Origin of the sequence: Enterobacter sp. DNB-S2 (assembly GCF_019443845.1) — a bacterium.
Classification (GTDB): Bacteria; Pseudomonadota; Gammaproteobacteria; order Enterobacterales; family Enterobacteriaceae; genus Enterobacter; species Enterobacter asburiae_B.
The window spans coordinates 2,929,844-2,952,393 of record NZ_CP050520.1; the positions used below are offsets into that span (position 1 = coordinate 2,929,844).

The 22,550-nt window shown below is 53.3% G+C and carries 22 protein-coding genes and 2 pseudogenes; 8 read left to right on the forward strand and 16 right to left on the reverse strand.

The genetic code is table 11. The features are described from left to right. Window positions 1-256: 256 nt before the first annotated feature. A complete protein-coding gene (locus HB664_RS13980) occupies window positions 257-895 on the forward strand; it encodes an acyl-homoserine-lactone synthase (protein WP_064672508.1) in 639 nt (212 codons plus the stop codon). Between the two features lie 14 nt (window positions 896-909). Here the strand turns inward: HB664_RS13980 and HB664_RS13985 are convergent, their stop codons facing one another. Then, entirely contained in the window at window positions 910-1,602 is a 693-nt protein-coding gene (locus HB664_RS13985) for a LuxR family transcriptional regulator (RefSeq protein WP_023311808.1), read from the reverse strand. Window positions 1,603-1,904: 302 nt separating this feature from the next. Further along, entirely contained in the window at window positions 1,905-2,489 is a 585-nt protein-coding gene (locus HB664_RS13990) for a GDP-mannose pyrophosphatase (protein WP_219939645.1), read from the reverse strand. An 86-nt stretch (window positions 2,490-2,575) separates the two neighbouring features. Between HB664_RS13990 and HB664_RS13995 the strand changes: the two genes are divergently transcribed. Continuing rightward, window positions 2,576-3,343: a DeoR/GlpR family DNA-binding transcription regulator gene (locus HB664_RS13995; protein WP_219940831.1), complete on the forward strand. Its 768-nt coding sequence runs from the start codon at window positions 2,576-2,578 to the stop codon at window positions 3,341-3,343. 12 nt (window positions 3,344-3,355) lie between these two features. On the opposite strand, the gene HB664_RS14000 is transcribed toward HB664_RS13995, so the two are convergent. After that, entirely contained in the window at window positions 3,356-3,727 is a 372-nt protein-coding gene (locus HB664_RS14000) for a VOC family protein (RefSeq protein ID WP_219939646.1), read from the reverse strand. An 87-nt stretch (window positions 3,728-3,814) separates the two neighbouring features. Continuing rightward, on the reverse strand, window positions 3,815-4,243 hold the full coding sequence (locus tag HB664_RS14005; RefSeq protein ID WP_048981345.1) for a DUF4354 family protein: 429 nt from the start codon (window positions 4,241-4,243) through the stop codon (window positions 3,815-3,817). A 233-nt stretch (window positions 4,244-4,476) separates the two neighbouring features. On the opposite strand from HB664_RS14005, the pseudogene HB664_RS14010 reads away from it, so the two are divergent. Then, window positions 4,477-4,758: pseudogene (locus HB664_RS14010) on the forward strand (LysR family transcriptional regulator); the annotation flags it as partial. A gap of 263 nt (window positions 4,759-5,021) precedes the next feature. Here the strand turns inward: HB664_RS14010 and HB664_RS14015 are convergent. After that, window positions 5,022-5,273, reverse strand: a pseudogene (locus tag HB664_RS14015) (alpha/beta hydrolase); the annotation flags it as partial. 289 nt (window positions 5,274-5,562) lie between these two features. Here HB664_RS14015 and HB664_RS14020 point away from each other — a divergent pair. After that, a complete protein-coding gene (locus HB664_RS14020; protein ID WP_023311817.1) occupies window positions 5,563-6,528 on the forward strand; it encodes a hypothetical protein in 966 nt (321 codons plus the stop codon). A 15-nt stretch (window positions 6,529-6,543) separates the two neighbouring features. Next, on the forward strand, window positions 6,544-7,128 hold the full coding sequence (locus HB664_RS14025) for a hypothetical protein (protein WP_219939648.1): 585 nt from the start codon (window positions 6,544-6,546) through the stop codon (window positions 7,126-7,128). A gap of 42 nt (window positions 7,129-7,170) precedes the next feature. Here HB664_RS14025 and silA read toward each other — a convergent pair whose 3' ends face one another. From silA to HB664_RS14045, 4 genes are read right to left on the reverse strand one after another with little or no spacing between them, the layout of a single operon-like run. Beyond that, window positions 7,171-10,311 carry a Cu(+)/Ag(+) efflux RND transporter permease subunit SilA gene (gene silA, locus HB664_RS14030; protein ID WP_219940832.1) on the reverse strand — a complete coding sequence of 1,047 codons (3,141 nt, stop codon included), beginning with the start codon at window positions 10,309-10,311 and terminating at the stop codon, window positions 7,171-7,173. A 10-nt stretch (window positions 10,312-10,321) separates the two neighbouring features. Next, window positions 10,322-11,572, reverse strand: coding sequence for an efflux RND transporter periplasmic adaptor subunit (locus HB664_RS14035; RefSeq protein ID WP_219939649.1), 1,251 nt, complete (start codon window positions 11,570-11,572; stop codon window positions 10,322-10,324). An 11-nt stretch (window positions 11,573-11,583) separates the two neighbouring features. After that, window positions 11,584-11,925, reverse strand: coding sequence for a cation efflux system protein CusF (gene cusF / locus HB664_RS14040; protein ID WP_045888224.1), 342 nt, complete (start codon window positions 11,923-11,925; stop codon window positions 11,584-11,586). Window positions 11,926-11,953: 28 nt separating this feature from the next. Beyond that, window positions 11,954-13,339 (reverse strand): efflux transporter outer membrane subunit, encoded by a 1,386-nt coding sequence (locus tag HB664_RS14045; protein ID WP_219939650.1) that lies wholly within the window; start codon window positions 13,337-13,339, stop codon window positions 11,954-11,956. Between the two features lie 162 nt (window positions 13,340-13,501). Here HB664_RS14045 and HB664_RS14050 point away from each other — a divergent pair, with 162 nt between their 5' ends. Both HB664_RS14050 and HB664_RS14055 read left to right on the forward strand, forming a co-directional pair. Continuing rightward, a complete protein-coding gene (locus HB664_RS14050) occupies window positions 13,502-14,185 on the forward strand; it encodes a copper/silver response regulator transcription factor (RefSeq protein WP_039262437.1) in 684 nt (227 codons plus the stop codon). Further along, window positions 14,175-15,629: a Cu(+)/Ag(+) sensor histidine kinase gene (locus HB664_RS14055; RefSeq protein WP_219939651.1), complete on the forward strand. Its 1,455-nt coding sequence runs from the start codon at window positions 14,175-14,177 to the stop codon at window positions 15,627-15,629. The genes HB664_RS14050 and HB664_RS14055 overlap by 11 nt, the downstream gene beginning before the upstream one ends. A 3-nt stretch (window positions 15,630-15,632) precedes the next feature. On the opposite strand, the gene HB664_RS14060 is transcribed toward HB664_RS14055, so the two are convergent. Next, window positions 15,633-16,538 carry a LysR family transcriptional regulator gene (locus HB664_RS14060; RefSeq protein ID WP_219939652.1) on the reverse strand — a complete coding sequence of 302 codons (906 nt, stop codon included), beginning with the start codon at window positions 16,536-16,538 and terminating at the stop codon, window positions 15,633-15,635. 117 nt (window positions 16,539-16,655) lie between these two features. On the opposite strand from HB664_RS14060, the gene HB664_RS14065 reads away from it, so the two are divergent. Next, complete coding sequence (locus tag HB664_RS14065) at window positions 16,656-18,056, forward strand: MFS transporter (RefSeq protein WP_219939653.1); 1,401 nt, start codon at window positions 16,656-16,658, stop codon at window positions 18,054-18,056. A 39-nt stretch (window positions 18,057-18,095) separates the two neighbouring features. Here HB664_RS14065 and HB664_RS14070 read toward each other — a convergent pair whose 3' ends face one another. The 6 genes from HB664_RS14070 to HB664_RS14095 all read right to left on the reverse strand — a co-directional run bounded on the left by HB664_RS14070 (window position 18,096) and on the right by HB664_RS14095 (window position 22,388). After that, window positions 18,096-18,581 carry a type VI secretion system tube protein TssD gene (locus HB664_RS14070; RefSeq protein ID WP_048981333.1) on the reverse strand — a complete coding sequence of 162 codons (486 nt, stop codon included), beginning with the start codon at window positions 18,579-18,581 and terminating at the stop codon, window positions 18,096-18,098. A gap of 21 nt (window positions 18,582-18,602) precedes the next feature. Further along, window positions 18,603-19,037 (reverse strand): hypothetical protein, encoded by a 435-nt coding sequence (locus HB664_RS14075; protein WP_047060899.1) that lies wholly within the window; start codon window positions 19,035-19,037, stop codon window positions 18,603-18,605. After that, window positions 19,015-19,407: a polymorphic toxin type 44 domain-containing protein gene (locus HB664_RS14080; protein WP_219939654.1), complete on the reverse strand. Its 393-nt coding sequence runs from the start codon at window positions 19,405-19,407 to the stop codon at window positions 19,015-19,017. Before HB664_RS14080 ends, HB664_RS14075 begins: the two co-directional genes overlap by 23 nt. Before the next feature lie 270 nt (window positions 19,408-19,677). Then, window positions 19,678-20,673, reverse strand: a complete 996-nt coding sequence (locus tag HB664_RS14085; protein ID WP_219939655.1) for a DUF2891 domain-containing protein — start codon at window positions 20,671-20,673, stop codon at window positions 19,678-19,680. 9 nt (window positions 20,674-20,682) lie between these two features. Continuing rightward, a complete protein-coding gene (locus HB664_RS14090; protein ID WP_033145579.1) occupies window positions 20,683-21,669 on the reverse strand; it encodes a DUF979 domain-containing protein in 987 nt (328 codons plus the stop codon). Next, entirely contained in the window at window positions 21,666-22,388 is a 723-nt protein-coding gene (locus HB664_RS14095) for a DUF969 domain-containing protein (RefSeq protein WP_039262430.1), read from the reverse strand. The genes HB664_RS14090 and HB664_RS14095 overlap by 4 nt, the downstream gene beginning before the upstream one ends. Between the last annotated feature and the right edge of the window lie 162 nt (window positions 22,389-22,550).

The following is a 22,550-nucleotide window of genomic DNA, read 5'->3' on the forward strand; positions in this document are numbered from 1 at the left end:
ATATTTTATCGGCTAAGTGCTTCTTACGCTCTGTACCCGAAACTATAAATATTAGATAATCATGAATGGATATATCCCTGGTGTTTCGTAGGTCTTTGACCTCCTGGCCACTGAGTTTCACGAGGACTTAGTGGTGAGTTTCACGAGGACTTAGTGGCCGGGTACTTTTTAAGTATAAGGAATACCATGCACAATGAAAGCTGTCCTAAAAGACAGGGGATAATAGTTTCAGGTGTTATTATCAGGAATAAGAGCAATGAATTCTGTTATTGAGTTTTTTTTGCATGATTACGATGATTTACCGTCAGCATTAGCCCGCGAACTCTTCCGACTCAGGAGAAAAACCTTTCGGGACCGACTCGACTGGAAAGTTGAATGCGTTGAAGATATGGAAAAGGATCGGTTTGACAACCCAAACACGACATACTTGCTGGGTATGTATGAGGGACAGTTGTTATGCGGCGCACGATTCATTAACTCGACGCATCCGACGATGATAAGCGAAATATTTCACAATTATTTTGACGAAGCCATTATTTTCCCGGCAGATGTTCCCTGCTGTGAAATTAGCCGTTTATTTTTAGATAAAGAAACGCGAGACTCCGCAAGTCTGCAGGGCGTGCCCGCCAGTAAGGCATTGTTTCTTGCGATGAATATGTATTGCATAAAGCAAAAATACCATGGAATGTACGCAGTCGCCAGTCGCGGTATGTATGCCATATTTCGCCATGCGAACTGGAAAGTTGAAGTTATTCAACGCGGTGTTTCTGAAAAAGGGGAGGTTATTTACTATATTTATATGCCTGCCAGCATCAGCATTATTGAAGACATTATTAGCAAAGATAAATCCAGTCACTGGCTTCGCGAAATGCTGGAGCATTTACGCCACTTATAACCAGTGGCTGAGGCTCAGTCGTCCAGTAAACGTAGTTCTGTTCCAAGCTTTATTGCGTGTCTGGCATTATTCACACCGAGCTTTTTCATTACATTTCCCATATGGAACTTAACGGTGCGTTCAGCAATAGACAAAATAACAGAAATTTCTGCGTAGGTTTTCCCGGCGCTGACCCATTTAAGGATTTGTCGCTCACGTGGCGACAGAAAAACATTCTTTTTCTGTTGATGCTGGCTATACAGATTGAGTGTCTTCTGATGCAGTTGAACAAGGAAGCTTAGAAATTGTGGCCGATATTTTTCTATATCAATACCAGAATGCTTAGGACTGATGACGGATAAGACGACAAGATTATTCAGATAGTCATGCAGAGGAAAAGTCTGTCCCTGGTAGATATCATACTGGACGCTTTCGTTGAAAATGCGCGTCAGGTTATAACCATCCGACAGAATGACATCACTTTCCCAGAAAAAATCTTCAACACAGCGCAAAGCCCGAATGATAACAGGGTCAATGAACTGATATTTCCTGTCGAGGTAGATATCAAACCACTCGGGGCTGTTATTGATTATCCGCATCTGGGAAGGATCTTTCTTGTTCATAATGGCGTAGGCGAAGACGATCCCTTTGAAATCCTCAAAAAACGCGTCCAGCTCACTCTGAATTAGCGTATTGATCGCTATGTCGTTGTAATATGTATCCTTCACGTGAGTTGCTTGCCTCCTGTTCGAGTGGAGGAGCAAGTATAATATGCTTCGTTATCTGTAGCGAGTCGCATTTTAATCCAGCCAACAGATAAGACAGGCTACCTCAACTGGTAGCCTGGCCAACGTGTGGCATTTCTAATGGTAAATGCAGATGACTCGGCGAATTTTTGAAGATTTTGTCAAATCCCGAAATAGTTCACTAAATATAGTAGGCTGCAAAATTTAGGAGGTTTTCCGCTTTACATTTGAGTAATGGACAATCGTACCGACCCAGATTCAAAATCAGGATTTTAACCAGCAGTCTACATAATGCCTTTAAGAGCAATATGATAAAGCAGCATGATGGTTTTACCGTCGACAATCTTGCCTGTTTCAATGCCGCGTAATGCCTCTTCGAGCGTCATTTCCAGCACGTCGATATCTTCTCCCTCAGCCTTGATCCCGCCGCCTGCGCCGGTTCTGTCTTTCGGCTGATACTCGGCAAGATAAAAATAGAGTTTTTCCGTGACGGAGCCCGGGCTCATATAGGCTTCAAAGATTTTCTGCACGCTCGAAACCTGAAACCCTGTCTCTTCTTCCGCTTCTGCTTTTATGCGGCTTTCGGGATCCATGTTGTCCAGCAGTCCCGCCGCGGCTTCGATTAAATCGTCCTCATGGCCGTTGATAAAGACGGGAAATCGGAACTGGCGCGTCAGGATCACCGTTTTTTCCTCACGGTTGTAGAGAAGAAGAGTCGCGCCGTTGCCACGGTCGTAGACCTCCCGTTGCTGTCTTTGCCATTCGCCGTCACGGCGCTGCAGGTCGAAGGTGTATTTTTTAAGGTTGTACCAGTTATCTGACAGGGTTTCACTGTCAATGATGCGCACATCTGCACGTTTTGATTGCACGTTTGTTCCTCCTTACGTAGAGTAATTATCATAAACAGCATTATCGTGCACTTTCAAGATAAAACATGCAACATCAGGAATTCATGATGCTCACCAGTCAGCGAAAAAAATTGATCCTCGAAAAGCTCGGCGCAGAAGGTCAGGTCCAGTCAAAAGCACTCAGCATGCTCTTTGACGTCTCTGAAGACACCATTCGGCGTGATTTACGCGAGCTGGCGGCAGAAGGGCGTTTACAGCGGGTTCACGGCGGCGCGCTGCCGTCATCTTCTGCTATTGCTCCCTTTGCCGAACGGCAATCCGTGAAGATGGATGCAAAAAAGAGGGTCGCCCGGAAAGGGGCACAGCTGATTTCATCAGGGCAGGTGGTGATCGTTGACGGCGGCACGACAACTTCGGAGCTGATTACGTTTTTCCCTCCAGACCTGCGCATCACGGTGGTTACGCACAGCCCTAGCATCGCCCTGGGGCTTGTGGATCATCCGTCCATCGAGGTGATTCTGATCGGCGGTCGCTTGTATAAACACTCCATTGTTGCGGTCGGCGCTGCAGCGATCGAAGGCATCGAAAATATTCATGCAGATCTGTTTTTTATGGGCGTGACCGGGATCCATCCTGAGGCGGGGCTGACAACCGGCGATTTCGAAGAAGCGTGCATCAAACGTGCATTTTCCGGCAGAGCCGCGGAGACGGTCGTCCTGGCTTCTCCGGAAAAGGTCAACACAGCGTCTTCGTTTGTGATTGGCGATGTGTCATCGGTGAACACCATCGTCGTTGAAGACAATACCGATCGGGACTGGATCCGCGCGGTATTGGAAAAAGGGGTCTCCGTCGTGTTGACCTCGGAGAGTGACTGAAAAAGCCTTGTGCTACGCGCCCTCCGGCGCATGGCACACAGCCTCAATATTGTGGCCATCGGGCGAGATGACAAACGCGGCATAGTAATTTTCACCGTATGACCTCACCCCCGGCCCGCCGTTATCACGTCCGCCGGCGCGCAGGGCGGCATGGTAAAATTCATCGACCTGCTGGCGCGTGTTGGCTACAAACGCCAGATGCAAAAGGGCAGGTTTTTCATTTGTCTGAAAAAGACAGAGCGAAACATCGCCTGAACTCATTTCGACACCGTAGTCTGGCGTGCCCTCATCGATGAGTTCTACACCAAGCGGCTTAAGCGCATGGAGGAAGAAGGTTTTACTTTTTTCATAATCACTGACGCCGAATTTCACATGATCGAACATGGTTCCTTCCTTTATGAGATGGAGAAATAACCAGTATAGAAGGAGAGTGGGGCGACCATACGAAATAACGTGTCAATGTGACAGTCATCAATTTATGCAGTCTTTTCCGATGCCGAAGCGGACAAATGGCATATTTAAAACGTCAGGGTTTGAGCTGGAAAAATAGACCAATCCGGTTCTGTTGTCCCGCGGGTTGTATTTTTTCAACATTTCAAGCTCAATGCCGGTGCTCATAAATGTTTTCCCGTTTTTATCAAACAGGAAGAAACACATTTTATTATCTTTGCCCGGCTCAATACTTTTACCCGACGCGTTATCAAGCGTAACCTTGTAGCTAACCATATATTTTGCTTCGCCCGTTGTACTGTCCCATTGGCTTCCCTGAGACTCTTTTTGAGCGAAAATGGTTATCCCGGTGAGCTTGTCGTCATGGATCTCTTTCTTAGCGGCCTGAGCCGTCCCGGCGGCCGACAGCGCTAACGCAAGACAAATTCCTTTAGTCAGGAGACTTCGCATTTTTCTTCCTCTTTCCATTTGCTTACGACAGCGTTTTCAAAAGCTGAAGTATATCAGACATTTTTCAACCCTTTCTAAACGTGCAGGTTATGTTAAATACAGCCCAGGCCCGCTAGTGTAGAACGCACGGCCTCGGTAAGAGGGGTCTGCGGTTCATGACCTAAAAAGGCGATCAGTTTTGAATTCCAGTTGTTGCCTGTGAGGGAACCAAAAAAGTCACCCGCCCGCAAAATAAACAATACCCACAGCTAAACCGCGATCTGTTTACCGTACGGACCGACAGTGATATTGCCCAATTAAACCTTATACGCGCAGGGGCCGGTATCGGTATGTGTCAGGTTCAACTGGCAGATTTTTCTCCGCCGTTGCAGAGGATAATGCCTGATTTCTTTGCGTTTCATCTGGACACCTGGCTGGTGATGCATGAGGATTTACGCCACAGTCAGGCCTGCAAAACGGTGTTTGATTTTCTTGCTGATGGTTTACTGGCTTATATCAACAGGGCAAAACGGTAAGCCAAGCACTGTGAGATGATCAGCGTGACGATAGCAGCACGTGAGAAGACACTATCAGAGGACATCAGCATCCAGGCCCAACGTGTCCATAAGATGCCAGATTTCTTCTGACTCCTCGTTGGTGCGCATAATGTATATTATGTTAAATGTAATATGGACATCAGAGAATAAGCCATAAACCGTTCAGTCAACCCCCTCATAGCTGCCTTCCCTCTCACATCAATGCAGTAACCTTTGGATCACTGCATCGGTTACTGAGGAAGTTATCTTTTATTAAGATATTTATTGAAGAATGCCGTGATGTTATCGAACGGGATCTTATCCATACGATCATATAAATCGACATGCGTGGCATCTTTAACAATCAGCAGCTCTTTTGGCTGATTTGCCGCTTCATAAGCCGTTCTGAAGAAGTAAAGCAAATGCGCTTTTTCGCCATGAATGAACAGGATTGGACGCGGAGAAATTTCCTTAATGTAAGTCATCAGCGGAAAATTCATGAAGGACATCGGAGTTGGTTATGGACATCGAAACTCAATGAAGGTGTATACAGACTACCATCCCGTCATGAACATGCTCCATCAAATGACCAATTTCGTTGATGAGATGTCTGGCACCATGCTCCGTTAACAATACTAGTAACGGGTCGATACCCCTCTCTGACTTGGACCTTTAAGGAACATCTTTATGATTTGATCGCTGAGTTAACGCTGCTATTATCTAAGTCTTAATGTTCGAATCATAAATTCTTTTTATTAATTACCTTGCTGTCTAATTGTCCTCACGGAATGAAGGAGCTCTCTGATGAACTTACCCGGTCAACAGTCGCCTGACACCACCCTCCCCGGTTATGACCTCTCGCGTAGCTTAGGCCTTCAGGCGGGTACTGATATCGATTTTAAAAAGCTGGCCGCCCAACTCGACTGCACGCGTAATTTTTACAATGTCGGCATCATTTTTGATGATGGCAAACAACGCTGGCTTGTACGCCCTTCACGCCGCATTGCAGATGTGAATCAGAGCACCGTCAGCCATGTGGTAATCAGTAAAATTCCGGATGCTAAGGAAATTAGTGCAGAAAAAGCTGTGGTGGCGACGCTAACGACTCCCTCACTTGCTACGGAAATTACTTCAACCGGTTTTGCCTGTGGCGCGATGCTTGTTACGCTTGTTATGGCGTTTGGTGCCGGTGCGGCAGTGCCTTTTACCGCTGGCGGGTCCGGTGTGATTGCCGCGATTAGCCTGTCCGGTACGCTGGCAACTGGCGCACAATGCATGATTGGCGCGGGCCGTCTGCTGGCTATTCATAACGATCATGGTTCCGATGTTGCCTGGCTCGACAGCCAGGACTGGTATGTAGCTACCACGACGGTTTTAGATGTCATTTCGCTGGCTGCGGCAGGAACCGCACTGCGAAGTACTTTAGAAACGTACAAGCTGATGAAAGCGGCATCCTCAAGTAAAGTTACCGCCTGGTTCCAAAGCCTCAGTCGTGCTGAGCGTAAGCGCATCACGGAAGAGATCATCAAAGCGCAGAATCCAGGTATTTCCAGCGCCGGCGTGAAGGCAGCGATCCGCGCAGGCGTCTACCCGAAACGTTTCCCCAGCGAATCATTACAAAAATCACTGCAACGTGAGCTGATGAGTGCCGTGAACAACGCATCGGCCTTTGTGGGCAGTTCACTCACGGGGACGATCCGCAATCCTCAAAACACCGTCCAGTCCGGGCGCTATGTAGTCGGTCTGTTGCAGTCATTTTCGCCTAACTAAACGCTGAGTATTCAAATGGTTAAAGTTTTTCACCGCCGCCTGCAACGCTGTAACGAGGTGGCTACCAGCATAAGCAATGCCTCCCCGACACAGCTGCAACAGCTAAAAACTGAGTTGGCTGACGAAATGGGCAAACCTGTAGGTCTACACACCATGGGTATTCCAGCGGCGATCAGTACCCTCGGGGTGATTGTCAGTTTCGCTATTCCTCAGCTGTGGCTGGGGTATGGCGTACTCGCCGGACTCGACCAGCCAGCGGAACACGTATTCGTATGGGTTGTCCTGATCGCCCTTCTGTTCGCTGGCCTTAACGGCGTGACGATGTTTATGATTGGCAAAGGCAGCATGCGCGCCGTGCGGTTACACCTTACGCTGGCGGTGATAAGCCTGGTATTAACAGCAGCCTATCTGCTGGTCGCGCTGAGCGGTAGCGCAGCTCCGGGCGTCAGTCTGACCGCGGCGCTAGTGAGTATCGGCATGCTACTGCTTAGCGGCAGCTGTATCCTTTCCACCGCCTTCTATAAGATGCTGCTGTTTACTCTGCATAATCGTGCCTGGCGCAAGCTTCTCAGCCAGACGCGTGCTAAAACAGCGCGCTAAGCGTTCATCCCGTAAAAAACCCGCCATCGCTGGCGGGTTTTTTTAGGATTTTTTATACCTGCGCAGCCAGATTAACTTGTACGCCGCAGGAATAATAAACAGCGATAACAGCGGCGCCGTGATCATCCCGCCAATCATCGGCGCCGCTATCCGACTCATGACCTCTGACCCTGCCCCCGTTCCCCAAAGAATGGGCAGCAGGCCGGCAATAATCACCGCGACGGTCATGGCCTTTGGCCGCACGCGCAGCACGGCGCCATGGTAAAGGGCGTCATCAAGCCCCTGTTCGGTGAACGTGTCCCGATGGGACAACGCCGGATGCGCCTCAACGGCATGACGCAAATACATCAGCATGACTACGCCAAATTCTGCCGCCACCCCGGCCAGAGCGATAAAGCCGGTGCCGGTTGCCACAGACATATGGAAGCCCTGCCAGTAGAGGAACCATATTCCCCCGACCAGGGCGAACGGCAGGCTCATCAGGATCAGCAGCGCTTCATCCACGCGGCGGAACGCCAGATACAGCAGAATGAAGATGATCATCACCGTCATCGGCACCATCAGCTTCAGTTTCTTGTTGGCGTGTTCGAGCAGCTCAAACTGCCCGGAGAATGACACGCTGGTACCCGGCCTCAGCTTTACGTTCTGACTGATGGCCGTCTTAATGTCGTTCACCACCGACACCATATCCCTGCCGCGGGCATCAATATAAATCCAGCTCGCAGGCCGGGCATTCTCCGTTTTCAGCATCGTGGGGCCGGAAACCACGTTGATATCCGCCATATCGCCCAGCGTGATCTGCTGTTTCATCGGCGTCAGGATCGGCATTTGCTTCAACGCGTTCGGGCTGTTCCGGTAGTCCTGGGGATAGCGGATATTAATCGGGTACCGGGCGACGCCTTCCACCGTTTCTCCCACCGTCGCCCCGCCGATGGCTGATGAGACGAACAGCTGCACATCGCCCACCGTCATCCCGTAGCGCGAGGCTTTTTCCCGGTTGATATCAACGTCAATGTAGCGCCCGCCCTCCAGACGTTCAGCCAGGGCAGACACCACGCCCGGCACCGTTTTGGCTACCGCCTCGATGCTCTGCGCCGTGGCGTCGATATCCGACAGAACGGTACCCGACACCTTGATGCCGATGGGGCTTTTGATCCCGGTCGAAAGCATATCGATGCGGTTACGAATAGGCGGAACCCAGAGGTTCGCCAGGCCGGGCAATCGAACGGTCTTGTCGAGCTCGTCAATAATCTTGTCAATCGTCATTCCGGGCCGCCACTCATTCTCAGGTTTGAGCTGGATGGTGGTTTCCACCATTTCGAGCGGAGCGGAATCCGTTGCGGTCTCAGCCTTACCCGTTTTACCAAAAACGGAGGCCACTTCTGGCACGGTTTTGATTAACTTGTCCGTGGTCTGCAACAGTGCGGCCGCTTCTGCCGGAGAAACGCCCGGCAATGTTGACGGCATATACAGCAGATCGCCTTCGTTGATCTTCGGCAGGAACTCGCCGCCCACCTGGCTGAGAGGCCAGATCACCGTGAAGATGGACAAGGCCGCAACCAGCAGGGTTGTTTTTGGCCAGCGTAGCACCTTAATCAGTAGCGGATGGTAGGCTTTAATCAGTAGCCTGTTCAACGGGTTACTGGTCTCAGCGGGAATCTTACCCCGGATCCAGAACCCCATCAGGATGGGGATAACGATTATAGCCAGCGCAGCCGCACCCGCCATGGAGTACGTTTTGGTGAAAGCCAGCGGACCAAACAGCCGCCCTTCCTGCCCCTCAAGAGTAAAGATGGGAATGAAGGACAGGGTGATAATCAGCAGGCTGATAAACAGCGCGGGGCCAACCTCGACAGAGGCGTTGGTGATCACCTTCCAGCGCGTGGCGTTATCAATCTGCTCTCCCGGATGCTGGAGATCCCACTCCTCCAGCCGTTTGTGCGCGTTTTCAATCATGACGATGGCGGCATCCACCATCGCGCCAACGGCAATGGCAATGCCTCCCAGCGACATAATGTTGGCGTTCAGCCCCTGGAAATGCATGACGATAAAGGCAATACACAGGCCAAGCGGCAGAGAGATAATCGCGACCAGCGCAGAGCGGACGTGCCACAGGAACAGTGCACAGACGATGGCCACCACGATAAACTCTTCGAGCAGCTTGGAACTCAGGTTGTCGATTGCCCGATCGATGAGCTGGCTGCGATCGTAGGTAGTCACAATCTCAACGCCTTCCGGCAGGCTGGCCTTCAGCGTCTCCAGCTTATCTTTCACCGCCGTGATGACTTCACGCGCATTTTTGCCCGAACGCAGGATCACCACGCCGCCCGCAACTTCCCCCTGCCCGTTTAATTCGGCAATGCCGCGGCGCATTTCCGGCCCCGTTTGTACGCGGGCGACATCGCGAAGATAAATCGGTACCCCGTTCTCCCCGGCTTTCAGGACAATGTTATTGAAATCATCCATCGTCTGCAGATAGCCGCTGGCCCGGACCATATACTCCGCTTCCGCCATTTCAACTGACGATCCCCCCGCCTCCTGGTTAGACGACTCAAGGGCCTGCTTAACCTCCGGCAGGCTAATGCCGTACTGAGCCAGCTTTAACGGATTGACCTGGATCTGATACTGCTTTACCACGCCGCCGACGGAGGCCACTTCAGCCACGTTCGGGATGGTTTTCAATTCAAATTTCAGGAACCAGTCCTGCAGCGAGCGCAACTCTGCGAGATCGTGTTTTCCGCTGCGATCCACCAGCGCATACTCAAATATCCAGCCCACGCCGGTGGCATCAGGACCGATTTCAGAGCTCACGCCGGCAGGCAGCTTGCCCTGAACCTGGTTCAGATACTCCAGCACGCGCGAACGGGCCCAGTACAAATCGGTGCCGTCTTCAAAAATAACGTACACGTATGAATCGCCAAACTGCGAAAAACCGCGCACGGTCTTTGCGCCGGGAACCGACAGCATGGTGGTCGTCAGTGGATAGGTGACCTGGTTTTCAACAATCTGCGGGGCCTGGCCGGGATAGCTGGTTTTGATAATCACCTGAACGTCAGAGAGGTCGGGCAAGGCATCGACTGGCGTGTTAATAATCGTCCATGTGCCCCAGACGCTGAGGAACAGCGCCCCCATCATGACCAGGAAACGGTTGGCGACCGACCGCCGGATAATCCATTCAATCATCATCGTCTCCTTAATGGCCAGAATGCGCGTCGTCAGCGGCTTCAGCGTGACGCATGCGCTCCAGCGCGCCGGTAATATTGGCCTCCGAGTCAATCAGGAACAGACCGCTGACCACTACCGACTCCCCTTCCTCCAGTCCGCTACCAATGCCGGACTGCTGCTGAGATTCATGCAGAACGTGGATCCTTTTAGGTACAAAATTCCCGTCCGCATCGACGGTAATCACGCGCTGTTCTTTACCGGTATCGATAACGGCCTGGGAAGGGATCAGCAGCATTTCCTGGCTTTGAGTATTCAGCTTCAGGTACGCGTTCATGCCTGGTTTCAGCAGCTCATCCCTGTTAGAGACCTGCAGGCGCACCTGCAGCGTACGGGTGGTTGGATCCGCGCTCGGCAGAAGACTCCATTTTTCAACCGGGAAGGATTTATCCGGATAAGCCGGTATCGAAACAGCAAACTGCGAGGTCTCTTTCAGCAGATAAGCAATGGATTCAGGCACTGCCGCGCCGATCCAGACCGGATCCATCCCCTGAATTTGCGCCACCACCTTATCTTTGGAAATATTCATGCCGGTACGCAGATCAAAGGCCGTGATCGCTCCGTCGATCGGCGCCCTGATGGTAAACCGGGTCTGAATAGTACGGGTCGCACGCAGCCTCTGAATATCCTCATCCGGCATACCCGCCAGCCGAAGCCGTTCCAGAACCCCTTTGATTTGCGTCGGCGTTCCGCCGGTACCGGATAACAGCAGAAACTCGCTCTGCGCCTCTACCCAGTCAGGAATGGTTATATCAACGAGCGGCGTGCCTTTCTTCACCTTATCGCCCGTCGTCAGCGGGTACACTTTTTCCACAAAGCCCTCCGCGCGCGCCTGCACAATGACAAACTGATAGTCGTTATAGCTGACGTTGGCCGGGATCGTCTGGGCATAATTCAGCGTTCCGCGCGTCACCTTTTGCGTTTTTAATCCCAGGTTCTGAACCTGCGTCGGATCAATACGGATACCGGCACTGCTTTTATTGGCGTTTTCATCCGCATATTTCGGTACCAGATCCATATCCATAAACGGCGATTTGCCGGGCTTATCGAATTTAACGTCTGGCTTCATTGGGTCATACCAGAAAAGCACCTTTCTTTCTGGTGCGCTATTTTCTGTTTTTTCAGATGAATGAATCGCCTGCCATGCCGTCACCGATATCAGCCCTCCCGCAATAAGGCTGCTGGCTATCACGGCGGCATATTTTATTTTTACTGAGGCCATGCCGCGTCTCGCTATTTAATGCTCTTGAGTAAAGAGAGATTGCCCTGCTGAACAAACGAGAAATTCACGTGGTTACCGATTTTTAAGGCATTAATACTCTCGTCGGCCTGAATAAAGGTAAAACGCATGGTCATCGCGGGCCAGCCAATTTCCGGGATCGCTTCATGGGAAATCGTGACTTTTTTATTCGTGAGATCAATGTCCTTCACGATGCCGGTTCCCGTGATGAGCTGCTCTGAGGTCCCTTCGCTGGCAGCACTCATCATCTCGTGCTGATGAACCTCAGCCTGGAGGCCGGCAGAAAACACAATGGAGATTGCACCAAATACAACGGCCTTAAGTGAATTGCGCATGGTTATTTTCCTGTTTAATTAAATAAGATTATTCGACCCAACCGCCGCCGAGCGCGGTGAAGAGATTAATTTCATTAACCTGCCGGGCATAAATAAGGTCGAGAATATTTTGCTGGGTAGAGAAAAGAGAACGCTCCGCGTCAAGCACCTCGATATAGCTGACCGCGCCGCTGGAATATAACCCTCTGGCACGTTGAAGCGTGATGCGGAGCGAATCCAGATACCGCTGTTGTGCAGCAAGCTGCTGGTTAATGCTGTCCCGCAGCGCGAGCGCGTCGGCAACCTGTTTAAAGGCGGACTGAATTTTTTGCTCGTAATTAACCACCGACTGCTGCTGGCGAATTTCGGCCAGCTTCAGATTGGCCTTATTTCTGCCCGCATTAAAAATGGGAATGTCTATTTTAGGAATAAAATTCCACATCCCGCTCCCGGACGTAAAGAGGCTGGACAACTCCGTGCTGCCCGTTGAAAGCCCGCTGGTCAGGGAAATAGACGGGAAAAAGGCGGCGCGCGCCGCACCGATATTCGCATCGGCCGCTTTAAGCTGATACTCCGCCTCCATAATATCCGGGCGCTGCAGCAGTATCTCGGAGGAAAGATGAGGAGGCAGTTTTACCGGCACAACGTCGCTGGCGTTCATGCCGCCGTCACCCGGCAGCGCGCGATACGTGCCGAGGACCAGCTGCAGGGCGTTATTGGCCTGCGCCAGCTCCCCCTCTCTTTTGGCAATCTCTGCCTGCGTGTTTTCGATCTGTCCCCGGGCCTGTTCCAGCGCCAGGACGTTCGTACTGCCCGTCACCAGCTGCTGCTCAACGAACGCATAAGACTGCCGGTAATTGTTCAGCGTATCCTGCGCGATACGCAGCTGTTTATACGCCAGCTGCTGGTTGAAATAGCTCTGGGAAACGTTAGAGACGAGCAGGATATGCACCGTGCGACGGGCCTCTTCGCTCGCGAAATAGTTTTGTCGGTCGGCCTCGCTCATGTTCTTTAGCTTGCCGAAGAAATCGAGTTCATAGCTAAGCGCAAGGCCCGCGTCGTACTGCTGCGCGGTGGGTTTGTCACTTTTCAGCCCGCCGCTGTACGTGATGCCCGAGGAGGCATTCAGCTGAGGGTAGCGATCCGCATCCGTCACGTTGAACTGCGCCCGGGCCTCTTCGACCTTCAGGGCGGCCATTTTCAGATCGCGATTGTTCTTCAGGGCCTCCGTAATCAGCCCGGCAACCTGAGGGGCGACGAAAAAGTTGCGCCAGCCGGTATCCTGATACCCTGCCGCCGCGGGCGTCAGGCCGTTACGGGAGAGCGAAAACTGCCGGGGGACAGGTGCCTCCGGCCGCTGGTACTCCGGGGCCAGCGAGACGCAGCCTGCCAGAATAAATACCGTACTGATGCTTAGTCGTTTTAACAGGAACATAACGGTTCAAATAAAGTCCAGAGTAGTTTTAGGGCTACTCTACGCAACGCATCCTGTTTGACGGGTGACAGGATAATGACAATGTTGTCATTTTTAGCGTAAGTCATTGTTAACGGCGGTACGCTCACTAGAATGTCATCAGCAGCCAGTCAGGGGAGCACGATGAAAATACTGATCGTCGAAGACGAAATGAAAACCGGTGAGTACCTGAGTAAGGGGCTGACTGAAGCAGGATTTGTGGTGGACCACGCGGATAATGGCCTGAACGGCTACCATCTCGCCATGACCGCTGAATACGATCTGCTGATTCTGGATATCATGCTGCCCGATGTGAACGGCTGGGACATTGTCCGCATGCTCCGCTCTGCGGGAAAAGGGATGCCCATCCTGTTACTCACGGCTCTCGGCACGATTGAACACCGGGTTAAAGGGCTTGAGCTGGGCGCGGATGACTATCTGATTAAGCCATTCGCTTTTGCCGAGCTACTCGCCCGGGTGAGGACGCTGTTGAGACGCGGAAATACGGTGATCGCGGAAAGCCAGCTTCAGGTGGCGGACCTGACGGTTGACCTCGTGTCGAGAAAGGTAAGCCGGGCCGGAAGCCGCATCTCGTTAACCAGCAAAGAGTTCAGCCTGCTGGAGTTTTTCCTGCGTCATCAGGGAGAGGTGCTACCCCGCTCCCTGATTGCCTCCCAGGTGTGGGACATGAATTTTGACAGCGACACAAACGCAATTGACGTGGCGGTAAAGCGGCTTCGCGCGAAAATCGATAACGATTTTGAACCTAAGCTGATCCAGACGGTGCGCGGCGTAGGCTATATGCTGGAGGTGCCGGATGCGCGTTAAGCTTCCCGGGCGCCCTTTTTCGCTTGCCCTGCGGCTGACCTTTTTTATCAGTCTCTCCACGATACTGGCCTTTTTCGCCTTTACCTGGTTTATGCTGCATTCCGTTGAAAAGCACTTCGCCGAGCAGGATGTCAGCGACCTGCAGCAAATCAGCACCGCGATGCACCGCATCCTGCAGTCTCCGGTCGATCCTGACCAAAAGAAAATCAGTAAAATCAAAGAGTCTATCGCCAGCTACCGCAATGTGGCCGTCCTGCTCCTGGATCCGCAGGGCAATATCCTGTTCAGCTCGGCGCAAGGGGCAGCACTGCGCCCTGCGATGAACGCGGCGGACTTCAGCGAACACCGCCGCGCGCAGGATGTGTTTCTCTGGACGGTTGAAGACCCTGCCGCAAACATGCACGCCGGGTCCGACATGAAAATGGAAACGTACCGGATTATCGCCTCTTCAGGCACGGCGACGCTGCAGGGCAAAACGCAGGGCTACGTGATGCTGATCGGGCTCTCCATCAATTTTCATCTGCACTACCTTGAGGCGCTGAAAAAGAATCTCCTGGCGATTGCCGCGGCGATCAGCCTGCTGATTATTCTTGTCATTCGCATCGCGGTTCGTCAGGGTCATTTGCCCCTGCGTAACGTCAGCAACGCCATTAAAAATATCACTTCAGAAAACCTCGACGCGCGGCTGGAGCCGTCCCGCGTGCCCGTTGAGCTGGAACAGCTGGTCATCTCCTTCAACCATATGATCGAAAAGATTGAAGATGTCTTTACCCGTCAGGCGAATTTTTCCGCCGATATCGCGCATGAAATCAGAACCCCCATCACCAACCTGGTGACGCAAACGGAAATCGCGCTGAGCCAGAACCGCTCGCAGAAAGAGCTGGAAGACGTTCTGTACTCCAGCCTTGAAGAGTACAACCGGATGACCCGGATGGTCAGCGACATGCTTTTCCTGGCGCAGGCGGATAATAATCAGCTCGTCCCTGACCGGGTGATGTTTGATTTAAGTGCGGAGGTCATGAAAGTCTTCGATTTCTTCGAAGCCTGGGCGGAAGAACGCAACGTTACGCTGAAATTTAACGGGATGCCCTGCCTGATAGAAGGCGATCCGCAGATGTTCCGGAGAGCAATGAATAATCTGCTCTCCAATGCCCTGCGCTATACGCCAGCAGGAAAAGCGGTGACGGTTTCCATCAGAGAACAGGATAACGACGTTGAACTGATGATAGAAAATCCCGGTACGCCGATCCCGCAAGAGCATCTGCCAAAGCTGTTTGACCGTTTCTATCGCGTCGATCCGTCAAGGCAGCGCAAAGGCGAAGGCAGCGGGATCGGGCTTGCCATCGTGAAGTCCATCGTCTCGGCGCACCACGGAAAAGTCCGCGTGGAATCGGATGCGGCATCGACGCGCTTCATCTTCATCGTGCCGGGAAAAGTGGCCTGAGCGTCAGCGCACGGCCCGACACACTTCCAGTACTTTTTCCCTGAGCCATCGATGTCCCGGGTCCCTTTCCATGCGCGGATGCCACATCTGTGACACCGTAATGGTCCGGGTTTTAAACGGCAGTTCAAAGACGTGTACGCGCTCGTTCATCGGCTGATTGAGCAGGTACAGCGCCGGCACCATGGCAATCAGATCGGACGCCAGCGCCACGGATAGCGCCGTTGGAAATCCGGGCACCACGCTGGCGACCTTGCGTTTCATCCCCCGTTCCGCCAGCGCGTCATCGACAAACCCGTGTAGCGATCCGTCCGGTGAGGCCACCACATGACCCCACGCGACATAATCGTCAAGACTGACGTCAGGCCGTAATGACAGCGGATGTCCCTTACGCACCGCGCCAACAAACCGATCCTGAAAGAGCCGTTGCAGCCGTATTTCCGGCCCCATATTGCTTTGCACGCCGATCTCCAGGTCGACCAGCCCCTCACGCAAATAGCGCGAGGTTTTTTCAGGTTTCGGCGAGAAGCGGATGCACACCCCGGGGGCAACGCTCGCCACCGCCGCAATCAGCAGTGGCCCAAACGCCACCACAAAACCGTCGTTGGCTCTGATGGTGAACAGCCGCTCGAGACTTTCAACCTTCAGCGCGTCGGTGGAGGGCTGTAGCACTGCCCTCGCCTCATGCACGGCAGTTCTGGCGCGGTCCCGCGTGGCTTCTCCCCAGGGCGTCAGCACCATATGGCGACCGGCCCGCACAAGAATAGGATCGCCGGTCACCTCCCGCAGCCTGCTCAGGGTGCGGCTCATGGCGGAGGTGCTGAGGTTCAAACGTCGCGCCGCGCCCGCCACGCTGGCTTCGGCCAGCAGAACGTCGAGCGCAACCAGAAGGTTAAAGTCAGGATCGGACACAGTGACTCCTAAGATAAGGCGTTATATGCAACGATTAAATGCAACTGATGCGTCTTCCGCCCTGTATACCGCATGCTTATAGTTTCGTCATCACTATTCTTATGCGGAGTAACGACGATGACGTTTTTTTCAAACCTGCCCGGCGATGAAGGCTTACCCGGTCATGAACGCGCCCGGGTCATGGCCGCCGTCATGACCACCACGCTGATGGGCGTCTTTGACGGCACCATGATCAACATCGCGCTGCCCTCCATGGCAAGGGCGATGCAGGTACCCGCAAACGTTGCGGTCTGGTTCTCCAACGGTTACCTGCTTTCAGCGGCAATGACGTTAGCCATCTTCGCGGCGCTGGCGGCGCGCGTGGGCTATCGCCCGGTGTTTCTTGTTGGGCTTGCCACCTTTACGCTCACCTCGCTCGGCTGCGCGCTGGCAGCGACGCCGGAAATGTTAACCGGCATGCGTATTCTGCAGGGCATCGGCGGCGCGGCCACCCTGAGTATCGCCCCGGCGATCCTGCGATCCGTTTTTCCGGGTCGACTGCTTGGCCGAATTCTGGGGCTGCACGCCCTGCTTATCGCCTCCAGCACGGCGATTGCCCCCGTGCTGGGCGGAACCATACTGGACGCGCTGAGCTGGCAGTGGCTGTTCGCCATTAACATTGTTCCGGGCAGCGTCGCCCTGCTGCTGGCGTGGCGGGCCTTGCCGCGGGAAACGGCCGTTGACCGCTCGCCCTTTGACGCGCCGGGCGCCGTGCTCTCCGCCGTGCTGTTAGGTTCAGCAATCATGCTGGCCGACAGCCTTCAGCACGTGACGCAAAATATCAACCAGGCGGCCACGGGCTGGGGGCTGCTCGCGCTGGTCAGCGCCCTCGCCTTTATCTGGCGGATTCGGCGCGCGCGAAGTCCCATACTGCCGCCCGTCATGTTCAAAAACGGACGCTTTACCCTCGCAGCCCTGACCTCGCTAGCCTCGTTTATCAGTCAGGGCATCACCTTTGTCGCGCTGCCGTTTCTGTTTCAGAGCGTGTATGGCTACAGCCCGGTGGTCTCCGCGCTGCTGTTCACCCCGTGGCCGATTGGCATCGTGCTGATCGCGCCGCACGCGGGGCGCTGGGCAGATACGATTTCCGCGCCCCTGATCTCGACAATCGGGCTGATGATTTTTGTCGGTGGATTGGTCCTGCTGGCGACGTTGCCGGACAGCCCATCCGCATGGAATATCTGCCTGCGCAGTCTGGTTTGCGGGATTGGGTTTGGCTGCTTCCAGAGCCCCAATAACCGGGAGATGCTCTCTAACGTGGCGCGGGAATATGCCAGCTATGCCTCCGGCGTGTTGTCGATTGTGAGGACATTCGGCCAGTGTCTCGGCGCCGCCGCGGTGGGCGTGCTGCTTGCAACGACCGAATCAGACCATGACCGGGCCGTGCATTTTGCGCTGTGGATAGCCGTCATCGCCTCAACGGGATCGGTGTTGTTTAGCGTGAGTCGGCTGCGCCCTGCGGTTCGGGCATCAGCGTAAACTGTTGCAGCGCCTTTCGGCGCTGCTCGTTTATAACGCCTACGCTGTAAGGCGTTCATTCCACGCATCAGTGTATTGAATATTTCCGTCCAGGATTTTCCATGTGATTTTTGCGTATCGCAAAGATACATTTTCCAGGTGACCAGTACCGGGACAATCTCTTGTATCATGCATAACTGGAGTTATTGAAATGACTTTCACACCTTCCATAAGAATATTGAAGTATTCCACTTCCTGACCAGCATCATTGATGTGATAGAACTTTAATTCAGCACTTTGAAGCGTTTGACCTGTAGCCACTGCTTTGTATAGATAGGGTGAAGATGAATCAATTGCTTTTGTTAAACTGAAAGCTGAGTGTTGCCTTGTACCTGTAAGTTTACCTGTTGCCTCATCTGTTGGAATGCTCAGGTTATGGATCAGATCTCTAAGCTCTATGCTTCCTTCACGGTCTGCAACATCAGAACCGCCACGGATCATTGTTCCACCATCGTCTTTCAAAAAGAGGTGTACTGGTACAGCCATTTCTAAAACTCCTTATGCTAATTAATCTCTTATTCCATTTGCTATGAGGTTAATTACAGGCATGATCGCTACACCATCTGCATAGAACAGATCCGAATTAGTGAATGAATAAACCTTACCTGTGATTTTTATATTTACCGTGTTCCCATAAGCAGAAGCTGTAACATTGCTTGTATTGGCTTCAAGGAACGGCGAGCGTTCTTTAAGGGCCTTCATAATGTTCCCGCTGCTGTCTTTATCTAAATAGAAGCGGTAAACATCCGACACCGTAGCTCCTCCGTCATCATACTTTGTTATGTACAGTGTGACGGTATCAGATAGTTTCTGTTTGCTGACAAAGCTATCGTGAGGAGGTGCATTAAAATAATATTGATATGTCAGAAACCCGCAAACAATGATCAATAAAATCGTTGTGAGTAAATAATGAAGCCGTTTAATAACCGTGTTTCTTTGCATATTCAATCCCTTGACTTATCCAAAACTGATCGTGAGGATCATCCCCATATGGCGGTTTTTGATACCAGTGCCCCCATTTCTTTTTGGAGGTTTTAGCTCTTTCCTGCGCCCATCCTGCCCCCATCAATAACGTTACTGATGGTATCCCGGCAGCATAGCCAGCCGAACCATAATTGAAGTTACCAAAGTTCGCTAACTCAGGGTGTCCCTGCTTGTAATCCCATGGCCCCTTATTTCTTACTTTTTGATAAAACCAAAGATAGGTTGTAGGAATAGCCATATTTCTACTCATACCATGCGCTCTTGCAATCCTCATGTTTGCTAATGCAAGCGCGATTCCTTCTTTTGGTAACAAAGGTATAACAGCCATATTAACCATTCTTTTAACATGGATATATGATCACGTATCGTACACTTTTGCGATAGTAAAAAAGATATCTGTTTCGAGACAAATGACGGAAAAATAACCGATTAAGATATTAATCGCATTAAAAATAAAGAAATTTAGGCTGCGCCTGCAGCTCGGGCATCAGCCTGATTCGCCCGGCGGCGCTACGCTTGCACGGGCCTACAAGGAAGCTTTGCACAATGTAGGCCGGGTAAGCGCAGCGCCACCCGGCAAGAAAGACGGCGCGTTCGTTTACTCCAGCGCCAGCAGCGCAAAGCTCGCCAGCCAGTGCCCGCCGCTGTAGTGGCTGCCGACAACATGCTCAACGCTTGCCGACAGGTGTTTCGTCACCGCCTCGCGCAGCGCCTGCTGCGCCGGATGGTTTGCGGGAAGCGCTCTGGCAATGTGCTTCATGCACCAGGCGCGGCTGAGGTTTAACCCATCGAGATGGGCAATTTTCGGGTCGGTACGGTCGCTCACTTCCGCCGGGTTCATCAGCGCCGCAATGGTGCCCGCCTCCGGGAGAAACGCGTCAAACCAGGCCGGGAAGTCCTCCAACACTTTGCTCATCAGCAGCGCTTCCGTCAGCGCGCCGGAAATATACTCATCACCGCCGGGCTCGTAGTGGGCCGGATAGCGCGTGTCGGCGAGATAAAACCGCTCCGCCGCCGTGACAATCGCCTGCTCAAGCGCGCTATCTTCTACTGCTCGGGCGTAGTCCAACCCAAGCGCGAGGGCAAACGCCGTGTTGTAGTGCGTCCCGACGCGGATCGGATAGGTGAGCTTGCTGAGATAATCCACCAGCCTGTCGCGAATATCCTGGGTTAACGGCTCCAGCGTTTGATACCAGCCTGCGGCCTGCGGCAGCGAAGACTGCTTTAGCTCCTGGGCCAGCGCCAGCAGCCAGCCGTAGCCATACGGGCGCTCAAACGAGGCGCGGAACGGCGCGGTGAAATAGGCCAGCTCCTTCGCCACGTTCTCTTCCGTCAGGTGCTCGTCGACAAGCGCGACGATCGCGTCCCGGCTCGGCAGCTCCGGGTAGAGGCGCACGCAGCGCAGCAGCAGCCAGTAGCCGTGCACCGCCGAGTGCCAGTCGAAACAGCCGTAGAAAATGGGGTGCAGTTCGCGCGGCGGCAGAACGTCACCATCATCATTCAGCAGGTGCATGATGTGGTTCGGGTATTCCTGGCGCAAATAGGTCAAAGGCATGCGGGCAAACGCGTCAGCCTGATGTTGCGTTAATTCCATAACAGCTCCTTAGCGAAACACGAGGAAATACATGAGGAACACGTTCACCACCAGCAGGGTTAACGCGGTCGGGATCTGGATCTTGATCACCTGATATTTATCTTTCAGCTCCAGCAGCGCGGCGGGAACAATGTTGAAGTTAGCGGCCATCGGCGTCATCAGCGTGCCGCAGTAGCCCGCGTACATGCCAATCGCCAGCAGCGGCGCCGGGTTGCCGTGATGCACATTAATCAGAAACGGCAAGGCGATCCCCGCGCTCAGCACCGGGAAGGCCGCAAACGCATTCCCCATGATCATGGTAAACAGCGCCATCCCCACGCAGTAAATCACCACCAGCATAAAGCGGTTATCCGGATTAACGAACAGGCTCACCACCTTCTGCACCGAGTCACCGGTATTGGCCGCCACGAACACGCCGCCGAGCATGGCCAGCATCTGCGGCAGGATCACCGCCCAGCCGATGGTGTCGACAAGACGGCGAGACTGGCGAATGGCGTGCAGCGGCGTGCCTTTGGTCAGCCACCATCCGGTGAGGATCGCCGCGACGCAGGCCACGCACAGCGCCGCCAGGGTAAGCTGTTTCTGATCGAGCAGGAACACGCCGCCAACCGACACGCCCTTCAGGAACAGCGTCCCGATAACCGTCACCACCGGGATCATCAGCGCGGGCAGGAACAGCCAGTTTTTAAGGCGGTTTGACGACGCGAGACGTTCGTCTTCGGTCGACATTTTATAGTGCCCTTTCCCGACCAGACCAAAGCCCGCCAGCAGCGCGATAGCGATAACGCCCCCGCCAATGATTCGGTACGCCAGCGATTTCCCCAGCTCCTGCACCATCAGGTCACCGAACAGGAAGATCCCGCCAAATAAGAACCAGAACAGCGCGGTGGTAAAACGCTTCGGATTGGCGCGATCGCGCAGGGTCATCACAACCAGCAGCATCACGACGAAGCCGATCAGGTAGTACACGCGGTTAATGGTGATAAGCGTCATCATTGCGCGGCCTCCCGCGTGCTCTGCTCCGCGCGCCAGGCCATGACGTCGCGACGGATGCTGGCATCCAGACGCAGCAGGCGCGTCATATGAATAACTAATGCCGCAATGGCGGTTGGGATGGCCCAAAGGCCAATATGCAGCGGTTCGATGCCCTGAATGCCATTCTCTTTCAGGAACGCGTCGATCAGCAGCACCGCGCCGAAGGCAATGAAGATATCTTCCCCAAAGAAGACCGCAATGTTGTCGCACGCGGCGGCATGGGCTTTGATTTTGTCGCGGATGTGCTGCGGCAGCTCGCCGTATTCGTTTAGCGCCGCCCCTTCGGCCATCGGCGCCAGCAGCGGACGCACCGTCTGGGCATGACCGCCCAGCGACATCAGCCCCAGCGCGGCGGTGCCTTCACGGGCGACAAAATAGAGCATCAGAATACGCGCCGAGGTCGCGCTGGCGATCTTCGCCACCCAGGCCTGGGCACGCTCCTTGAGCCCGTAATATTCCAGCAGACCAATCACCGGCAGGATCAGAATGAAGGTCGCCAGGGATCGGCTATTCACGAACTTTTCGCCAAAGGTCTCCAGCAGCATCCCGAAATCCATACCGACCAGCAGACCCGTCGCCAGCCCCGCCACCACGACCACCAGCAGCGGGTTGAAGCGCAGTGCAAAACCAATAACCACGATCGGTATCCCGATCAGCGGCAACAGCGTAGTACCGTCCATAACGTTTACCCTATCCAAAGTGAGCGTTGCGCGCCGACGGCTATTTTTTTATTTTGCGGCGAGCGATGTTGTGTTTTTCGACAGGTTTCGGAAAACCTGCGCTAAAAAGCTATATCTGAACCTCAAAAACATGTAAACAAATTATCAATAAAATGTTCTTAT